Here is a 17,027-nt window from a genome sequence, read left to right as displayed (position 1 = left end):
ACATTAAAATCATTTTAGTTGGACACTTTCCTTGCCAATGATATATAATGGTTTTGGGAACGCGGCGAGGGAGGAAAAGTGTTATGGAAAACCGCATTGATCGGATTAAAAAGCAGCTACATACTGCTAGCTATAAACTTACGCCACAACGTGAGGCAACAGTTCGGGTGTTGCTTGAGAATGAAGAAGATCATTTAAGTGCAGAGGATGTATATCTTTTAGTAAAAGAAAAAGCCCCCGAAATTGGACTAGCAACTGTATATCGAACATTGGAATTGTTAACTGAATTAAAAGTTGTTGATAAAATAAATTTTGGAGACGGTGTTTCCAGGTATGATCTTCGCAAAGAAGGAGCGGCGCATTTTCATCATCATCTAGTTTGTATTGAATGTGGGTCGGTTGCAGAAATTGAGGAAGATCTTTTAGAAGATGTTGAAGAAATTGTTGAGCGTGACTGGAAGTTTAAAATTAAAGATCATCGTCTAACTTTTCATGGCATTTGTGTAAAATGTCAAGAAAAAGAAGAAAATGAGACAAAAGAAGAAAATCAAGAATAACCAACTAGTCTAACTTATTATAGTTAGGCTTTTTATTTTTAGTTATGTTATCATCTATAAAATTCCCAGCCCTCCTCAGTAAAATTGAGTTGCAGATCTAAAATGAAATAGTATGTATAAAGTTTGTCCTTTTTGGCATATCTTCTAATAATCACACAAAATAAATAGCGACGATATTGAACGTGTGAAAAATATACTTATTGGAGGTTCCCATGATTCGCTGGATGAAAACGGTTGGGGATATGATAAAGGTATTTATCCTGTTTACTGGATTTACGATTTTATTCTATTATGCTATTATTTGGGTGAACTTAGAGTATCAAGAAATGCATCGCTATGATCAACCAGAAGGAGCAGCTTTAAAGGTAACAAACATGGTAAATAATGAAGAAGAAAGCTGGTATAATAGGCTAATGTTCTTTATTGATAATGGGGAGTAGAGATATTTGAAGGATCAAATTAAAGATTTTATCCACTACTTAATTGTAGAAAGAGGTTTATCAAACAATACAATTGTTTCATATGAACGAGACTTAAATAGCTATCAAAAGCACTTATCAGAGAAACAACATATTACTTCCTTTAATCAAGTAACCCGCCTTCATATTATTGAGTTTTTAAAAGAATTAAAGGAAGCAGGAAAGTCAAGTAAAACAATTGCCAGACACACTGCATCTATTAGAAATTTCCACCAATTTTTGCTTAGAGAAAAGCAAGCAGACCAGGATCCATCGGTAATGATAGAATCTCCTCAGTTAGAGCGAAATCTTCCGAAGATTCTTTCACTAAAAGAGGTTGAAAAGCTACTTGATACCCCAAAATTAATAAATCCATTTGGCTATCGAGACAAAGCGATGCTTGAACTTTTATATGCAACAGGAATTCGGGTAAGTGAAATGATAAACTTAAATCTAGCTGATGTGCATCTGACAATGGGCTTTATTAGGTGCTACGGAAAGGGAAATAAAGAGCGAATTGTACCGATCGGCAGGACAGCGACGGAAGCTCTGATTGAATATATTGAAAAAGGTCGATCAAAATTAATAAGCGCTAAGCAACCAACTGACGCATTTTTTATTAATCACCATGGCAAAAGAATTTCTAGACAAGGCTTTTGGAAAAACTTAAAGAAAATTGCGCTTGAAGCCAATATTCAAAATGAATTAACTCCTCATACTTTACGACATTCGTTCGCAACACATCTTCTTGAAAATGGAGCAGATTTAAGAGCTGTCCAAGAAATGCTGGGACACGCTGATATATCAACAACGCAAATTTATACACATGTGACCAAAACAAGGCTAAAGGATGTTTATAAACAATTTCATCCACGTGCATAAAAAGCACCATCCATAAAAGGAGGTGCTTTTATTTTTGTTTTTTCTCGGGTTAGATTAGTAGAGTAGTTGTCAATACAGTTTGTTAAAGCTTATAATGGAAGAGAAGGTTCGGTTGTCAGACTTCTGACAAGTTGTTCCCGAGAATGGAATGTCATGATAAATGGAAAAGTAAAATAAGGTAATGTAAAGGAGGATATCAATGTCAAATTATACATATAAACGAGTATTTTTAATTGTCTTAGATTCGGTAGGGATCGGAGAAGCACCTGATGCAAAAGAATTTAATGACGTTGGTGCTGATACACTGGGACATATAGCAGAACATATGGGTGGCCTAACTATGCCTAATATGGCAAAACTGGGCTTAAGCAACATTCGAGAAATAAAGGGTATTCCAGTGCAAAATCAACCACTAGCTTACTACACAAAAATGCAGGAAGCCTCAAATGGTAAAGATACGATGACTGGACATTGGGAAATTATGGGTCTAAAAATAGAACAACCATTCCAAGTGTTTCCGGATGGATTTCCAGATGATTTGATTCAAGAACTAGAAGAGAAAACAGGGCGTAAGATAATCGGAAACAAACCTGCCTCTGGAACTGAAATTCTAGATGAACTTGGAGAAGAACATATGAAAACGGGTTCATTAATCGTCTACACATCTGCTGATTCTGTATTACAGATTGCAGCACATGAAGAAGTTGTCCCGCTAGAGGAATTGTACAATATATGTGAGATGGCTCGTCAAATGACCATGAATGACAAATATATGGTTGGTCGTATCATCGCACGTCCTTTCCTTGGTAAGCCTGGTGAATTTACTCGAACAGCGAATCGTCATGATTATGCACTGAAGCCTTTTGAGCGGACAGTTATGAATGAGCTTAAGGACAGTGGATATGATGTATTATCCATAGGGAAAATCGCTGATATTTATGATGGGGAAGGAATAACACAATCTCTTCGAACAAAGTCAAATATGGATGGTATGGATAAATTGAAAGACACGCTAAATATGGATTTTACAGGATTGAGCTTTTTAAACCTTGTAGATTTTGATGCTCTTTTCGGTCATAGACGGGATCCTGCAGGTTATGGTCAAGCACTTGAAGAATACGATAATAGACTTACAGAAGTACTAGAAAAATTAACTGATGATGATTTGTTGATTCTAACTGCAGACCATGGGAATGATCCTATTCACCACGGAACCGATCATACAAGGGAGTATGTTCCTTTATTAATATATAGCCCAAAAATGAAAGAAGGAAAAGAGCTTCCAGTAAGAGAAACGTTTGCAGATGTAGGAGCAACTATTGCCGATAATTTTAATGTGAAAATGCCAGCTCATGGAAAAAGCTTTCTTTCAGAGTTGAAATAGGAGGGTATAAAATGAATAGTAAATTAATTAAAGAAGCAGCAAATTACTTAACATCAAAATATAGTGAGCAACCGACAATAGGACTAATCTTGGGATCAGGTTTAGGTGTATTAGCTGACGAAATTGAGAATCCTGTAAAAATACCATACAATGAAATCCCTAATTTTCCTGTTTCAACGGTTGAAGGACATGCTGGTCAACTTGTCTTTGGAAGTTTAAAAGGGAAAAAAGTTGTTGCTATGCAAGGACGTTTTCATTTCTATGAAGGATACAGTCTAGATAAAGTAACAGCTCCTGTAAGAGTCATGAAGGAATTAGGAGTTCAAACATTAATTGTGACAAATGCAGCTGGCGGAGTGAATGAAAACTTCCAAGCCGGAGATCTTATGTTGATTAGCGATCATATTAATAACATGGGGACAAACCCGTTAATTGGTCCAAACGATTCTGATATGGGACCTCGTTTCCCTGACATGTCTGAAAGCTATGATAAACAACTTAGAGAGTTAGCTAGGGGCATTGCTAGTGAATTACATATTAAGCTTCAAGAAGGAGTATACGTTGGCAATACTGGTCCATCATATGAAACTCCTGCTGAAGTCCGTGCCCTTCGTATACTTGGTGGAGACGCAGTCGGAATGTCCACAGTTCCAGAAGTAATCGTGGCCAGACATACTGGCTTAAAAGTATTAGGAATCTCTTGTATTTCAAATATGGCGGCTGGTATATTAGATCAGCCATTATCACATGATGAAGTAATAGAAACAACTGAAAAAGTAAGAGCAAACTTTTTAAACCTTGTAAAAAGCATTGTAGAAAAAATAAATTTCTAATGAAAAAAAGGTGAGAGACATATGAGAATGGTTGATTTGATCGAAAAAAAGCGTGATGGAAGAGAATTAACAAAAGAAGAAATTCAACACATAATCAAAGGCTATACAACAGGTGACATCCCTGACTATCAAATGAGTGCTTTTACAATGGCTGTTTATTTTCAAGGAATGACAGATAATGAACGTGCTGAACTTACGATGTCAATGGTCCAATCAGGTGACACCATTGATTTAAGTGAAATTAAAGGAATAAAAGTTGATAAACACAGTACCGGTGGTGTTGGTGATACAACTACGCTTGTATTGGGTCCTTTAGTAGCAGCAGTTGGCGTTCCTGTGGCAAAAATGTCTGGAAGAGGACTAGGTCATACTGGTGGAACAATTGATAAGCTTGAATCTGTACCTGGCTTTCACGTGGAGATTGAGAACAAACAATTTATTGAATTGGTAAATAAAAACAAAATAGCAGTTATTGGACAGAGTGGGAACCTAACTCCTGCAGACAAAAGCTTATATGCATTACGAGATGTAACGGCAACAGTAAATAGTATTCCACTTATCGCAAGCTCCATCATGAGTAAAAAAATTGCAGCAGGTGCAGATGCAATTGTGTTGGACGTAAAAACAGGTGCGGGTGCTTTTATGAAGGATTTAGACGAATCTAAAGAGCTAGCCAAAGCTATGGTTGATATCGGTAACCTTGTTGGCCGTAAAACAATGGCTGTTATTTCAGATATGAGTCAACCACTAGGATATGCAATTGGAAATGCACTAGAAGTCAAAGAAGCGATTGATACATTAAGTGGCAAAGGACCGAAAGATTTAGAAGAACTTTGCTTAACATTAGGAAGTTATATGGTTTATTTAGCTGAAAAGGCCAACTCTCTTGAAGAAGCTCGAAAGATGTTAGTTGAAGTCATGGAAAACGGTAAAGCTTTAACAACATTAAAAACATTTTTAGAGGCCCAAGGTGGAGATAGCTCAGTTGTAGATCAACCTGAAAAGTTGCCACAAGCAGCATATCAATTTGAACTAGAAGCAAAAGCTGATGGCTATGTTTCTGAAATTATTGCTGACTCAGTTGGTACAGCTGCAATGCTATTAGGTGCAGGAAGAGCAACAAAAGAATCAGAAATTGATCTTGCAGTTGGTCTTGTCCTAAATAAAAAAATTGGTGACAGTGTGAAACAAGGAGAGTCACTAGTTACGATTCATAGTAATGCAGAAAACGTAGAAGATGTAAGAAAGACCCTTTATGAAAGCATCTCTGTTAGTAATGAAGAGGTAAAAGCACCAGAATTGATCTATGCTACAGTTGAATAGATGTTGATTTAAAAACCACAGCTATGATTGCTGTGGTTTTTATGTATTGATTTAGTTATTACTTGTTGGGGGAGCGTGAAATGAGATTACTAAGAGGAAACGACGCGACAGCAGGCGAAAGTGACTTGACTCAAAGGGAAAACGACGTGAAAAATCGGAAGAATGACGTGACCAAGCCGGAAAATGACCTGACTAAGAGGAAACGACGTGACAGCAGGCGAAAGTGACTTGATCCAAAGGAAAAACGACGTGAAAAATCGGAAGAATGACGTGACCAAGTAGGAAAATGACCTGACTAAGAGGAAACGACGTGACAGCAGGTGAAAATGACTTGATCCAAAGGAAAAACGACGTGAAAAATCGGAAGAATGACGTGACCAAGCCGGAAAATGACCTGACTAAGAGGAAACGACGTGACAGCAGGCGAAAATGACTTGACCCAAAGGAAAAACGACGTGAAAAATCGGAAGAATGACGTGACCAAGCCGGAAAATGACCTGACTAAGAGGGAACGACGTGAGAGCAGGCGAAAATGACTTGACCCAAAGGAAAAACGACGTGAAAAATCGGAAGAATGACGTGACCAAGTAGGAAAATGACCTGACTAAGAGGAAACGGCGTGACAGCAGGCGAAAGTGACTTGACTCAAAGGGAAATCGACGTGATAAATCGGAAGAATGACGTGACCGAGTAGGAAAATGACCTGACTAAGAGGAAACGACGTGACAGCAGGTGAAAATGACTTGATCCAAAGGAAAAACGACGTGATAAATCGGAAGAATGACGTGACCAAGCATAAAAATGACCAAACCATGTAAAAAGAACTTGAGTTAGAATAAGAAAACCACACCAACTATAAAAGTCAAAGCCCCTTCAATCTTCATTTAAAAAATTTTTCCATAAACCGAAAATATCATTACCAATGGTGATACATTTTCAAAAAATTAATGTACTTGCTAAAAATTCGATTTTAACAATTTTAGAGGTATTACGACTATTGTCATTGAATTACTTTATAAAAGATAAGGGAGTGATTAAAAGTGGTCATGGTTAAAGAAAAACAAATAACGATTAGAATTCAAACGCTAGAAGCATTATTAAGGAGAATCCCGAGTGACCATCCAAAAAGAGTTTTAATTGAAAATGAGTATTCTAAAAGGATGGCTGGATACAAAGGAGAAAAATCATTAGATTACTACTTAAGCTTTCTAGGGGAGGATTACTATATTTTCCATGATATTAGATTAAAAGGTGAAACTTACTACTTTCAAATAGATGTGCTAATCATAACTCCTCGTTTCATTCTTATTATCGAATCTAAAAACATTTTAGGTACACTTACTTTTGATCAAAAGCATAACCAGCTAATAAGAGAGGTGAATGGGAAAGTAGATGGGTTTCAAGATCCTATCAGTCAGGTGAAACATCAAGAATATCAGCTAAAGAATTGGTTGAACTTGAAGAAACTCCCTGATTTTGCAATAGAGACATGTGTTGTAATAACTAATGCGAATACGATTATAAAAGTAACAGGTGAAGAAAAAAGGAACACACCGTCAATTATTAAAAGTTCAAATATAGTATTTGAAATCGAGAGGTTAAATGAGATACACAATCATAGAAAAAAACAAAATAAGAGACAACTGAGTCAGCTATCAAATATCATCTTAAACCTACATACACAACCAGTTTTAAATATTCTTAACGAATTTAATATTAACGTAAATGATATTTTATCAGGGGTGTTTTGTGAAGGCTGTAACACTTTATCTATGATAAGAGCAGGCGGGAAGTGGAAATGTACAATGTGTACAAAGACTTCTAAAACTGCCCACCTTCAAACAATAAATGATTATTACCTACTTATATGTACTTACATGACAAACAAGCAATTTAGAAACTTCGCCAATCTTTCATCAAGTACTACCTCCTACAAACTTCTATCATCATTAACCTTCGAAACATCTGGTACTACATGTGACAGAAAGTATCATATCACTCTATACCAACCTAAATAAAAAAACCTACCAATCCTAGTATAATTTCCCTCCTACTGGAAAAAATGGAATGTATAAAGAATGGAGGGCTTATGAAATGAAACGGATAATTTCGTGTTTAACACTTATAACAATGCTTCTTTCTGTAACACCAATGGCACTTGCCAATGAATCTACGACTGCTGAACTAGCAGATAAAGCAAAATCAGCTGTTTTAATCGAACGAGATACAGGAACGATCCTTTACGATAAAAACAGTGATGAAAAACTGCCCCCTGCAAGTATGACAAAGATTATGACCATGCTTCTTATTATGGAGTCACTGGATAAGGAGCAAATTACCTGGGATGAAAAAGTTCGCACAAGTGAATATGCTGCTTCAATGGGGGGCTCTCAAATTTTCCTAGAGCCAGGAGAGGAAATGACTGTTGAACAAATGTTAAAAGGAATTGCTATTGGATCTGGTAATGATGCATCGGTCGCGATGGCGGAAAAAATTGCGGGTTCAGTAGATGAATTTGTCAATATGATGAACAAAAAAGTTGAAGAGTTGGGACTAAAAAATACACACTTCAAAAATCCAACAGGCTTACCAGAAGCTGATCATTATAGTTCTGCTCATGATATGGCCTTAATGGCAAAGGAACTATTAAAATACGAAGAGATTACAAATTTCACAGGTAAGTATGAGGATTATTTACGTGAAGGTACTGATAAAAAGTTTTGGCTTGTTAATACCAATCGACTTGTTAAGTTTTATCCGGGAGTCGATGGAGTAAAAACTGGGTTTACGAATGAAGCGAAATATTGCTTAACAGCAACAGCTAAAAAAGATAATATGCGTGTCATTGCGGTGGTATTTGGTGCAGATACACCTAAAGATCGAAATGCACAAGTGACGAAGATGTTAGATTATGCATTTAGTCAGTATCAAACACATCCTTTGTTTGAAAAAGATCATGTACTGACAAAAACGAAAGTTAGTAAAGGTAGCGAAAAAGAAGTGAATGTGATGACATCAGAACCAATTTCAGTTCTAACGAAAAAGGGTGAAAAGGTAGATGATGTAGAGCAGGAAATAGTGATGAAAAAAGACATTAAAGCTCCGGTAAAAAAAGGCGATGAGCTTGGGGCTCTTCAACTAGTGAAAGATGGTAAAGTTATTGCTGAAAGTGAACTAGTAGCGGAGAAAGATATTGATGAGGCCGGCTGGTGGACGTTATTTAAGCGAGTAATGGGTAATTTTACAAAGTCTAGCTAATGTTGACGAAATATAACTAGTTTTGTCATCAGGCAGGAAATTAAAAGTTCAATCAAGAATTGACTCTTATCCAGAAATTAAGGAGGGGTAAAACCTTGAGTCTAGCGATTGAACTTGATGTAAAAGAAGCAGTACTTTGTATACGACTCTCAGGTGAGCTTGATCATCATGCAGCAGAAGAATTACGTACGAAGGTGACGGAAACTCTTGCAGCAAATCCGATCCAGCATATTGTATTAAATTTAGAGAATTTATCATTTATGGATAGCTCAGGTTTGGGCGTAATTCTTGGTAGATACAAACAAATTAAGGCTTCAGGTGGAGAGATGGTTGTTTGTGCAATTTCACCTGCAGTCAAACGATTATTTGATATGTCTGGTTTATTTAAGATTATTCGATTAGAAGAAGACGAGCATAAAGCGTTACAAACGTTGGGGGTGGCATCATGAGAAATGAAATGAACCTTCAATTTTCAGCGCTTAGTCAGAATGAATCATTTGCAAGGGTAACGGTTGCGTCTTTTATTGCTCAACTGGATCCAACAATGGATGAGTTAACTGAGATTAAGACAGTTGTCTCAGAGGCTGTTACTAACGCCATCATTCATGGATATGATAATGATCCAAGTGGGATTGTTTACATTTCTGTTACGTTAGAAGATGGAATTGTTCAATTAACAATCCGTGATGAAGGAATAGGTATTGCTGATATTGAAGAGGCAAGACAACCTCTTTATACAACGAAGCCTGAACTTGAAAGATCAGGAATGGGCTTTACCATTATGGAAAACTTTATGGATGAAATTACAGTCGAGTCATCAGAAACAAGAGGAACTACTGTTAGATTGACAAAACACTTATCGAAAAGTAAAGCTTTATGCAATTAAAGGGAGACTTGCTATGGATGTGGAGGTCAAGAACGATCAATCAAATACACAGTTAAAAGACCATGAAGTGAAGGAATTAATTCGTCGTAGTCAAGAAGGAGATCAAGAGGCACGTGATTTAATTATTCAAAAAAACATGCGTCTAGTTTGGTCTGTAGTTCAACGATTTTTGAATCGTGGGTATGAACCTGATGACTTGTTCCAAATTGGAAGTATTGGGTTATTAAAATCTGTTGATAAATTTGATTTATCATATGATGTAAGATTTTCTACCTATGCTGTGCCAATGATTATTGGGGAAATTCAACGATTTATCCGCGATGATGGAACGGTTAAAGTAAGCCGTTCATTGAAGGAATTAGGAAATAAAATACGACGAGCACGAGATGAATTGTCAAAAACGTTGGGGAAGGTACCGACAGTTGCAGAAATTGCAAACCACTTGGATATATCACCTGAGGACGTTGTGCTAGCTCAGGAAGCGGTAAGGGCACCTTCTTCGATACATGAAACAGTTTACGAAAATGATGGAGATCCTATTACCTTGTTAGATCAGATTGCAGATAATACAGAAACAAAATGGTTTGATAAATTGGTTTTAAAGGATGCAATACGAGACTTAGATGAACGTGAGAGGCTTATCGTCTTTTTACGTTATTATAAGGATCAAACCCAATCTGAGGTGGCTGATCGACTAGGAATTTCTCAAGTTCAAGTATCAAGGTTAGAAAAGAAAATATTGCAGCAAATGAAAGATAAAATGAATCAAGTTTAAAAAAGAGGAAGACATTGATTAAACAATGTTTTCCTCTTTTTTATTTGGAATTTTCTGAAACCAACAATGGTAATTGTTGGACTTATAGACAGATCTGCATGATTAAAATAAGGCAATGCATACTACATATAACAATCAATAAATTTAAGTGGATGAACTAAAAACAATCATTAGGAAGTGACTCTTGATGGAAAAGACGGTATACATTAGACTTCGTCACCGCATTCAAGTACATCCTAACGATGTCATTACAATTGATAAAATTGCACTAGTTGTCGGCGATAAGGAGTTGACCGAAAAACTAAATAAAATTGTTATTCACAAAATTCAACTAAGTGATAAAAATATGGTGGTCATTGATGTTATGCATGTTTTAAGAGAAATACATAAATATGACCGCCAAATAGACGTACAGGCAATTGGAGCTACTCAAACGATAGTGGAAATTATGTACCAAAAAAAGAAGCTTTCTCCACTTTTATTTTGTCTAGTCTGGCTCCTGCTTTTTATCGGAGCAGGTCTTGCAATTATGAACTTTCATGAAGATGTAAGCATGCGAGCTGTTCATCAACGGATTTATAAAATTGTCACAGGAAAAGAAAATGCACATCCATTAATTTTACAAATTCCTTATTCGCTTGGTTTAGGTTTAGGAATGGTCTTGTTTTTTAATCATTTGTTTAAGAAAAGAATTAATGAAGAACCAAGCCCCTTAGAAGTAGAGATCTTTAATTATCAACTGGACCTGGATCAATATGTTGCCATGAATGAAAATAAAGAGAATATAAACGGAAATAATGATGATTCTAAATAGTATTATTCTTATCATTATTGGTTTATCTGGCGGGCTTGTTGTTGGTTCGGGGTATGTTGCATTCTTAGCAGTACTTGGAATCATCCCAAGATTAACACAGCTTACAAAGACATACCAGTACATTCATGTCTATGAAGGGGCAATTATTTTAGGAACTGTTATAACGGGATGGATTAGTTTAAGGGATACTACCCTATTTCAATCTGAGCTATGGTTAATTCCAATTGGACTTTTATGCGGGGTATTTATTGGAATGTTAGCAGCAGCTTTAACAGAGGTTTTGAATGTTTTTCCTATATTAGCAAAAAGAATTGGCTTAGGAGAAAAGATTGTCATTTTATTAATGGCAATTGTATTTGGAAAAATTGCTGGATCACTTTTTCATTGGGTCTATTTTGTAAATCATTAAGGAGGGTAATAACATGGCGAAGATGAAAGAAGATTATAAAAATCAAATAAAAAATTATCAGCCTAAACCACCATATCTTCTAAATTGCTTGAAAGCATTCCTAGTTGGTGGGTTTATTTGCCTATGTGGACAAGCCATTCAAAACTTCTATATGAATGTATTTGACTTTTCTCAAAAGGATGCTGGAAACCCAACAGCGGGTACACTAATTTTAATATCTGCTTTGTTGACGGGATTCGGTATATATGACAAGCTGGGACAATTTGCTGGAGCGGGCTCGGCCGTTCCTATAACAGGTTTCGCAAATTCCATGACAAGTGCTGCAATTGAGCATAGAAGTGAAGGAATTGTTCTAGGGGTAGCAACTAACATGTTTAAACTTGCAGGAAGCGTGATCGTTTTCGGTGTTGTAGCAGCTTACATTGTTGGAATCATTCGCTATTTTTACGGTTTATCTTTCTAAGGTGAGGTGGATATTTTGAAACTAACTGGAAAACAAACATGGCAATTTGAAAATCCATTATTTGTTCACTCAAGTGGAACTGCTGTTGGTCCAAAGGAAGCGGACGGACCTCTAGGAAAAGGTTTCGATATCAAACATAAAGAGCTTCATTGTGGTGAAGATAATTGGGAATTAGCAGAAAGAAGATTAATGGAGCAAGCAATTGAACAATGTCTTAAAAAAGGAAATAAAACGACAGATGATGTTGATTTATTTTTAGCTGGGGATTTACTCAATCAAAATGTAACTTCAAATTATGTTGCAAGACATTTAAGTCTTCCATTTTTATGTATGTTCGGAGCATGTTCAACGTCAATGGAGACCGTTGCGTTAGGTTCTGCTTTAGTTGATGGAGGTTTTGCAAGTAATGTTATTGCTGCAACGAGTAGTCATAATGCAACCGCTGAAAGACAGTTTCGTTATCCAACTGAGTATGGGGGACAAAAACCAGATACAGCTACCTTTACAGTAACAGGATCCGGGGCTGTTTTAATAAGTAAAGAAGTTAGTAATATAAAAATTACTGCTGCAACGATAGGTAAGGTTGCTGACCTTGGCATTAAAGATCCTTTTGATATGGGCTCGGCAATGGCACCGGCAGCTGCAGAAACAATTGCTCAGCATTTAAAGGATTTAAACCGTACTCCTGATGATTATGATTTATTTCTTACAGGCGATTTATCTGGTGTAGGTAGTCCTATTGTTAAAGAGCTTCTAAAAGAAGAAGGATATGATGTTCATAATAAACATAATGATTGCGGATTAATGGTATACCGACCTGATCAGAAAGTATTTGCTGGTGGAAGTGGGTGTGGTTGCTCAGCTGTAGTCACATACAGTCACATTTTTGAAGAGCTTAAAAAAGGAAATTTAAATCGTGTATTTGTTGTAGCAACTGGTGCATTATTAAGCCCAACGATGATTCAACAAAAAGAATCAATTCCAACAATAGCACACGGAGTCGTATTTGAAAGAGCCGATAAAGGAGTGAGCAACTAATGGAGTATCTATGGGCATTTGTTGTAGGTGGTGCCATTTGTGTAGTTGGACAACTTCTATTAGATTTTGTAAAGCTTACTCCAGCTCATGTAATGAGTACATTTGTTGTAACGGGTGCAATTCTAGATGGCTTTGGGGTTTATGACAAGTTCATAGAATTTGCCGGGGCAGGGGCAACTGTACCGATTACCAGCTTTGGGCATTCACTCCTTCATGGAGCTATGGAACAAGCAAAAGAACATGGTTTTATTGGAATCGGAATCGGAATTTTTGAGTTAACATCTGCAGGTATATCAGCGGCAATTCTATTCGCATTTATTATGGCACTTATCTTTAAACCGAAAGGATAGGTAAACATTGACAAATAAACGAAGGGTCATTCTTGTTACAGATGGAGATGAGTATGCTGCACGAACAATTGAATATGTAGCATCTGAAATAGGTGGTAGAACAATTTCACAAACACAGGGAAATCCATCGACCTTAAGTGGGGCACAAATTGTTCAGCTTATTCTCCAGGCCAAAAATGACCCTGTATTTGTCATGTTTGACGACTGTGGTTTATTAGGAGAAGGAGCTGGAGAGGTAGCTTTAAAATATGTTGCGGAGCATCCTAACATAGAAGTGCTTGGTATTATTGCTGTTGCATCTAAAACACACCAGACGGAATGGACACGGGTTGACGTAAGTATTGATCGATTCGGTGAATTAACAGAGTACGGTGTTGACAAAAGTGGACTAAAAGATCTTGAACTTGGAAGAATAAGCGGGGACACCGTGTACTGTTTAGATCAGTTAAATGTTCCTATTATTGTTGGGATTGGCGACATAGGAAAAATGGCGCGGAAGGATAGTGTGAAAAACGGGTGCCCAATCACTTTAAAGGCAGTGGAATTAATATTAGAAAGGAGCGGATATCGTGGCAACGGACACTAAGGAAAAAAAATATCCGATATCTGGAAACCTTGCTGAGAATGAAAAGTTCTTTATTGAACATGCCGGTTTAAATACGACATTTGATATTGGAATTCGTAAGCTCCAAATACTAGATTTTCAAGTAAATATGTATTTTTTAAATGGTCTATGTGATACAAAATACATTACAGAGATTTTAAAAAAGATAACATCAATAAGTGATGATGAAGTAGATCATATAAAGTTTAAGGAAATCTTAGAAAATCGAATTGTAAACCAATCCGTTTCTAAAGTTAAATCATTAGATGATGCAGTTGACCAACTTTTAGCCGGCCTTATTTTATTTTTTATCGAAGGCATTGACTATGCACTTGCTGCAGATGTAAGAAGCTATCCTGGTAGACAACCACAGGAGCCTGATACTGAAAAAATTGTCCGTGGTGCAAGAGATGGATTTGTAGAAAACATCATTGTAAACACAGGGTTAATTAGAAGAAGGATAAGAGATGAACGCCTTCGCTATGAAATTATGCAGATTGGAGAACGTTCAAAGACAGATGTTTGTGTTGCATATGTAAAGGACGTTGCCAATCCTGAATTAGTCAAGACAATTAAACAGGAACTAGAAGCAATTGAAATTGACGGTATTACGATGGCGGACAAAACAGTGGAAGAATTTTTGGTACACCAAGGATTTAATCCTTATCCCCTAGTAAGATATACGGAAAGAGCGGATGTTGCCGCAAATCATTTGCTGGAAGGACATGTATTGATTCTTGTTGATACCTCACCAAGTGTCATTATTACTCCTACCACAATGTTTCACCATGTACAGCATGCGGAGGAGTATCGTCAAGCACCAGCTGTTGGTACTTTTCTGAGATGGGTTCGATTTTTAGGGATTGTCGCGTCCATTTTCTTACTGCCACTATGGTTTTTATTTGTTCAGGAACCTTCTTTATTACCAAAGGAAATTGCCTTTATAGGTCCTAATGAACAAAAAAATATACCAATTGTTGTACAAATTTTCCTTGCTGATTTTGGTATAGAATTTCTAAGAATGGCAGCTATACACACACCAACATCTCTCTCTACTGCTATGGGTTTAATTGCAGCTGCGTTAATTGGACAAATTGCGATAGATGTAGGTTTATTCGTTCCTGAGGTTATTCTGTATGTTGCTATAGCAGCAATTGGCGCCTTTGCAACACCAAGTTATGAGCTTAGTTTAGCAAATAAGATAGCGAGGTTAATACTATTAATTGCTGTTGCAGCCTTTAAGTTAGAGGGGTTTGTAATTGGAAGTACATTATTTGTACTTCTTCTAGCAAGTATCCGTTCATTAAACACACCTTACTTATGGCCATTTCTACCATTTAATGCAAAAGCACTGTGGCAAATCATTATTAGGACATCTGTACCAGGTGCGAAGCTACGACCAAGCATTGTACACCCTCAAAATGTAAAAAAACAGCCAAAATAGGGTAAAGTGACATTGAAAGAACCCCTCTTTTATGATATTGTATGTTTAATTTCATGCAGGAAATTTTATAACAGACAGTTAATGACCAGCTGGTGTTAACTGTCTTTTTTCCTTGTAATTACCTAACAAAGGCCTATTATATATTTACTAATTAATAGTCTATAAGATAAAAAAGAGCCTAGCTGTAGAAAGAGGGGATACAATTTGTTCTTACATGGAACTAGTAAGATAAATGATAAAGGACATTTAGAAATAGGCGGAGTAGATACGATTCAGTTAGCAAATGAATACGGTACACCTTTGTATGTGTATGATGTTGCATTAATTAGAGAACGTGCTAGAAGTTTTAAAGAATCTTTTGAAAAAATGGGTGTAAAGGCTCAAGTTGCATATGCGAGTAAAGCTTTTTCATCAGTTGCTATGTTTCAGTTAATTGAAGAAGAAGGTTTGTCACTAGATGTTGTGTCGGGTGGAGAGTTATATACTGCAGTTGCATCAGGTTTTCCTGCCTCTAGAATTCATCTTCATGGAAACAATAAAAGTCGTGCAGAACTCAAAATGGCACTGGATCATGAAGTTGGCTGTATTGTAGTTGATAATTTCTATGAAATTGAGTTAATTGAAGAAATATCGAAGGATAAAGCAGGTAGTAAAGTGCCTGTATTATTACGTGTTACACCAGGTGTAGAGGCGCATACACACGACTATATTACAACTGGTCAAGAAGATTCGAAGTTTGGTTTTGGTTTATTAAATGGTCAAGTAGAGCAAGCGATTGATTCTGTACTAAAATCTAATTCTATTCATTTATTAGGAATTCATTGTCATATCGGATCCCAAATCTTTGATACAGCTGGCTTTGTTTTGGCAGCAGAACGTGTTTTTGAAAAAATCAAAGAATGGAAAGAAAGATTTTCGTTTATCCCTGAAGTAGTAAATCTAGGTGGTGGATTTGGTATTCGTTATACAGAAGAAGATGAGCCATTACCAGCAACATACTATGTAGAAAAGATTGTAGACGCTGTGAAAACCCAAGTAAGTGAGATGGGCATTAGTATGCCAGAAATTTGGATTGAGCCAGGCCGTTCACTTGTAGGAGATGCAGGTACAACACTATATACAATCGGATCTCAAAAAACAGTTCCTAACATTAGACAATATGTGGCTATTGATGGTGGTATGAGTGATAACATCCGACCAGCATTATATCAAGCAAAATATGAGGCCGTATTAGCAAATCGTGTGACAGAAAAACATGATAAGCCTGTGTCGATTGCAGGAAAATGCTGTGAAAGTGGAGATATGTTAATTTGGGATTTACCTTTACCTGAGGTGAAAGCAGATGATATTTTAGCTGTATTCTGTACGGGCGCTTATGGATACTCAATGGCAAACAATTACAATAGAATTCCTCGTCCTGCCGTTGTTTTTGTAGAAAATGGTGAATCTCAACTAGTTGTTAAAAGAGAAAGCTTTGCGGATATTATTGTAAATGACTTACCATTAAAGTCTAAAGTAACAAAATAAGGATCAAAAAAGAGCAGCCAAT

The 17,027-nt window shown here is 36.6% G+C and carries 19 protein-coding genes; all 19 read left to right on the top strand.

The window, feature by feature from the left end:
- The first annotated feature begins 83 nt into the window (after positions 1-83).
- The 19 genes from fur (at position 84) to lysA (ending at position 17,005) form a co-directional block, all read left to right on the top strand.
- Entirely contained in the window at positions 84-557 is a 474-nt protein-coding gene (gene fur / locus D9842_RS11525; RefSeq protein ID WP_121662665.1) for a ferric iron uptake transcriptional regulator, read from the top strand.
- Positions 558-769: 212 nt separating this feature from the next.
- Entirely contained in the window at positions 770-997 is a 228-nt protein-coding gene (locus D9842_RS11520; RefSeq protein WP_098797190.1) for a YqzK family protein, read from the top strand.
- Between the two features lie 6 nt (positions 998-1,003).
- Positions 1,004-1,897, top strand: a complete 894-nt coding sequence (xerD, locus tag D9842_RS11515; protein WP_121662664.1) for a site-specific tyrosine recombinase XerD — start codon at positions 1,004-1,006, stop codon at positions 1,895-1,897.
- 199 nt (positions 1,898-2,096) lie between these two features.
- Positions 2,097-3,281 (top strand): phosphopentomutase, encoded by a 1,185-nt coding sequence (deoB, locus tag D9842_RS11510; protein ID WP_121662663.1) that lies wholly within the window; start codon positions 2,097-2,099, stop codon positions 3,279-3,281.
- An 11-nt stretch (positions 3,282-3,292) separates the two neighbouring features.
- Entirely contained in the window at positions 3,293-4,114 is an 822-nt protein-coding gene (locus D9842_RS11505) for a purine-nucleoside phosphorylase (RefSeq protein WP_121662662.1), read from the top strand.
- 21 nt (positions 4,115-4,135) lie between these two features.
- Positions 4,136-5,437 (top strand): pyrimidine-nucleoside phosphorylase, encoded by a 1,302-nt coding sequence (locus tag D9842_RS11500; RefSeq protein ID WP_121662661.1) that lies wholly within the window; start codon positions 4,136-4,138, stop codon positions 5,435-5,437.
- Between the two features lie 1,046 nt (positions 5,438-6,483).
- The gene (locus tag D9842_RS11495; RefSeq protein WP_257536063.1) at positions 6,484-7,455 is read left to right on the top strand and encodes a nuclease-related domain-containing protein; all 972 of its coding nucleotides are present in this window, start codon (positions 6,484-6,486) and stop codon (positions 7,453-7,455) included.
- Between the two features lie 76 nt (positions 7,456-7,531).
- Complete coding sequence (locus D9842_RS11490; protein WP_121662659.1) at positions 7,532-8,695, top strand: D-alanyl-D-alanine carboxypeptidase family protein; 1,164 nt, start codon at positions 7,532-7,534, stop codon at positions 8,693-8,695.
- A gap of 95 nt (positions 8,696-8,790) precedes the next feature.
- A complete protein-coding gene (spoIIAA, locus tag D9842_RS11485; protein ID WP_121662658.1) occupies positions 8,791-9,144 on the top strand; it encodes an anti-sigma F factor antagonist in 354 nt (117 codons plus the stop codon).
- The gene (gene spoIIAB / locus D9842_RS11480) at positions 9,141-9,581 is read left to right on the top strand and encodes an anti-sigma F factor (RefSeq protein ID WP_121662657.1); all 441 of its coding nucleotides are present in this window, start codon (positions 9,141-9,143) and stop codon (positions 9,579-9,581) included. Before spoIIAA ends, spoIIAB begins: the two co-directional genes overlap by 4 nt.
- A 13-nt stretch (positions 9,582-9,594) precedes the next feature.
- Positions 9,595-10,356 carry an RNA polymerase sporulation sigma factor SigF gene (sigF, locus tag D9842_RS11475; RefSeq protein WP_098797198.1) on the top strand — a complete coding sequence of 254 codons (762 nt, stop codon included), beginning with the start codon at positions 9,595-9,597 and terminating at the stop codon, positions 10,354-10,356.
- 187 nt (positions 10,357-10,543) lie between these two features.
- The gene (locus D9842_RS11470; RefSeq protein ID WP_121662656.1) at positions 10,544-11,170 is read left to right on the top strand and encodes a stage V sporulation protein AA; all 627 of its coding nucleotides are present in this window, start codon (positions 10,544-10,546) and stop codon (positions 11,168-11,170) included.
- Positions 11,157-11,579: a stage V sporulation protein AB gene (locus D9842_RS11465; RefSeq protein ID WP_121665037.1), complete on the top strand. Its 423-nt coding sequence runs from the start codon at positions 11,157-11,159 to the stop codon at positions 11,577-11,579. The genes D9842_RS11470 and D9842_RS11465 overlap by 14 nt, the downstream gene beginning before the upstream one ends.
- 13 nt (positions 11,580-11,592) lie before the next feature.
- Complete coding sequence (gene spoVAC / locus D9842_RS11460) at positions 11,593-12,042, top strand: stage V sporulation protein AC (RefSeq protein ID WP_121662655.1); 450 nt, start codon at positions 11,593-11,595, stop codon at positions 12,040-12,042.
- A gap of 15 nt (positions 12,043-12,057) precedes the next feature.
- On the top strand, positions 12,058-13,080 hold the full coding sequence (spoVAD, locus tag D9842_RS11455; RefSeq protein ID WP_121662654.1) for a stage V sporulation protein AD: 1,023 nt from the start codon (positions 12,058-12,060) through the stop codon (positions 13,078-13,080).
- The gene (gene spoVAE / locus D9842_RS11450) at positions 13,080-13,430 is read left to right on the top strand and encodes a stage V sporulation protein AE (RefSeq protein ID WP_121662653.1); all 351 of its coding nucleotides are present in this window, start codon (positions 13,080-13,082) and stop codon (positions 13,428-13,430) included. The genes spoVAD and spoVAE overlap by 1 nt, the downstream gene beginning before the upstream one ends.
- Before the next feature lie 7 nt (positions 13,431-13,437).
- Positions 13,438-14,016, top strand: coding sequence for a stage V sporulation protein SpoVABEA (locus D9842_RS11445; RefSeq protein ID WP_121662652.1), 579 nt, complete (start codon positions 13,438-13,440; stop codon positions 14,014-14,016).
- A complete protein-coding gene (locus tag D9842_RS11440; RefSeq protein WP_373995104.1) occupies positions 14,000-15,478 on the top strand; it encodes a spore germination protein in 1,479 nt (492 codons plus the stop codon). The genes D9842_RS11445 and D9842_RS11440 overlap by 17 nt, the downstream gene beginning before the upstream one ends.
- Positions 15,479-15,682: 204 nt before the next feature.
- Positions 15,683-17,005 carry a diaminopimelate decarboxylase gene (gene lysA / locus D9842_RS11435; RefSeq protein WP_121662650.1) on the top strand — a complete coding sequence of 441 codons (1,323 nt, stop codon included), beginning with the start codon at positions 15,683-15,685 and terminating at the stop codon, positions 17,003-17,005.
- Positions 17,006-17,027 lie beyond the last annotated feature (22 nt).

This window comes from Metabacillus litoralis, assembly GCF_003667825.1.
GTDB classification, from domain to species: Bacteria; Bacillota; Bacilli; order Bacillales; family Bacillaceae; genus Metabacillus; species Metabacillus litoralis_B.
Note: the sequence above shows the minus strand (reverse complement) of the source record. Positions and strands in the feature narration are given on the sequence as shown.

Excerpts from the sequence above, each read along its gene's own strand:
- spoIIAB (WP_121662657.1), top strand. The coding sequence starts at position 9,141 with ATGAGAAATGAAATGAACCTTCAATTTTCAGCGCTTAGTCAGAATGAA.
- D9842_RS11490 (WP_121662659.1), top strand. The coding sequence starts at position 7,532 with ATGAAACGGATAATTTCGTGTTTAACACTTATAACAATGCTTCTTTCT.
- fur (WP_121662665.1), top strand. The coding sequence starts at position 84 with ATGGAAAACCGCATTGATCGGATTAAAAAGCAGCTACATACTGCTAGC.
- deoB (WP_121662663.1), top strand. The coding sequence starts at position 2,097 with ATGTCAAATTATACATATAAACGAGTATTTTTAATTGTCTTAGATTCG.
- D9842_RS11470 (WP_121662656.1), top strand. The coding sequence starts at position 10,544 with ATGGAAAAGACGGTATACATTAGACTTCGTCACCGCATTCAAGTACAT.
- D9842_RS11505 (WP_121662662.1), top strand. The coding sequence starts at position 3,293 with ATGAATAGTAAATTAATTAAAGAAGCAGCAAATTACTTAACATCAAAA.
- D9842_RS11500 (WP_121662661.1), top strand. The coding sequence starts at position 4,136 with ATGAGAATGGTTGATTTGATCGAAAAAAAGCGTGATGGAAGAGAATTA.
- D9842_RS11465 (WP_121665037.1), top strand. The coding sequence starts at position 11,157 with ATGATTCTAAATAGTATTATTCTTATCATTATTGGTTTATCTGGCGGG.
- D9842_RS11520 (WP_098797190.1), top strand. The coding sequence starts at position 770 with ATGATTCGCTGGATGAAAACGGTTGGGGATATGATAAAGGTATTTATC.
- D9842_RS11495 (WP_257536063.1), top strand. The coding sequence starts at position 6,484 with ATGGTTAAAGAAAAACAAATAACGATTAGAATTCAAACGCTAGAAGCA.
- spoVAC (WP_121662655.1), top strand. The coding sequence starts at position 11,593 with ATGGCGAAGATGAAAGAAGATTATAAAAATCAAATAAAAAATTATCAG.
- spoVAE (WP_121662653.1), top strand. The coding sequence starts at position 13,080 with ATGGAGTATCTATGGGCATTTGTTGTAGGTGGTGCCATTTGTGTAGTT.
- sigF (WP_098797198.1), top strand. The coding sequence starts at position 9,595 with ATGGATGTGGAGGTCAAGAACGATCAATCAAATACACAGTTAAAAGAC.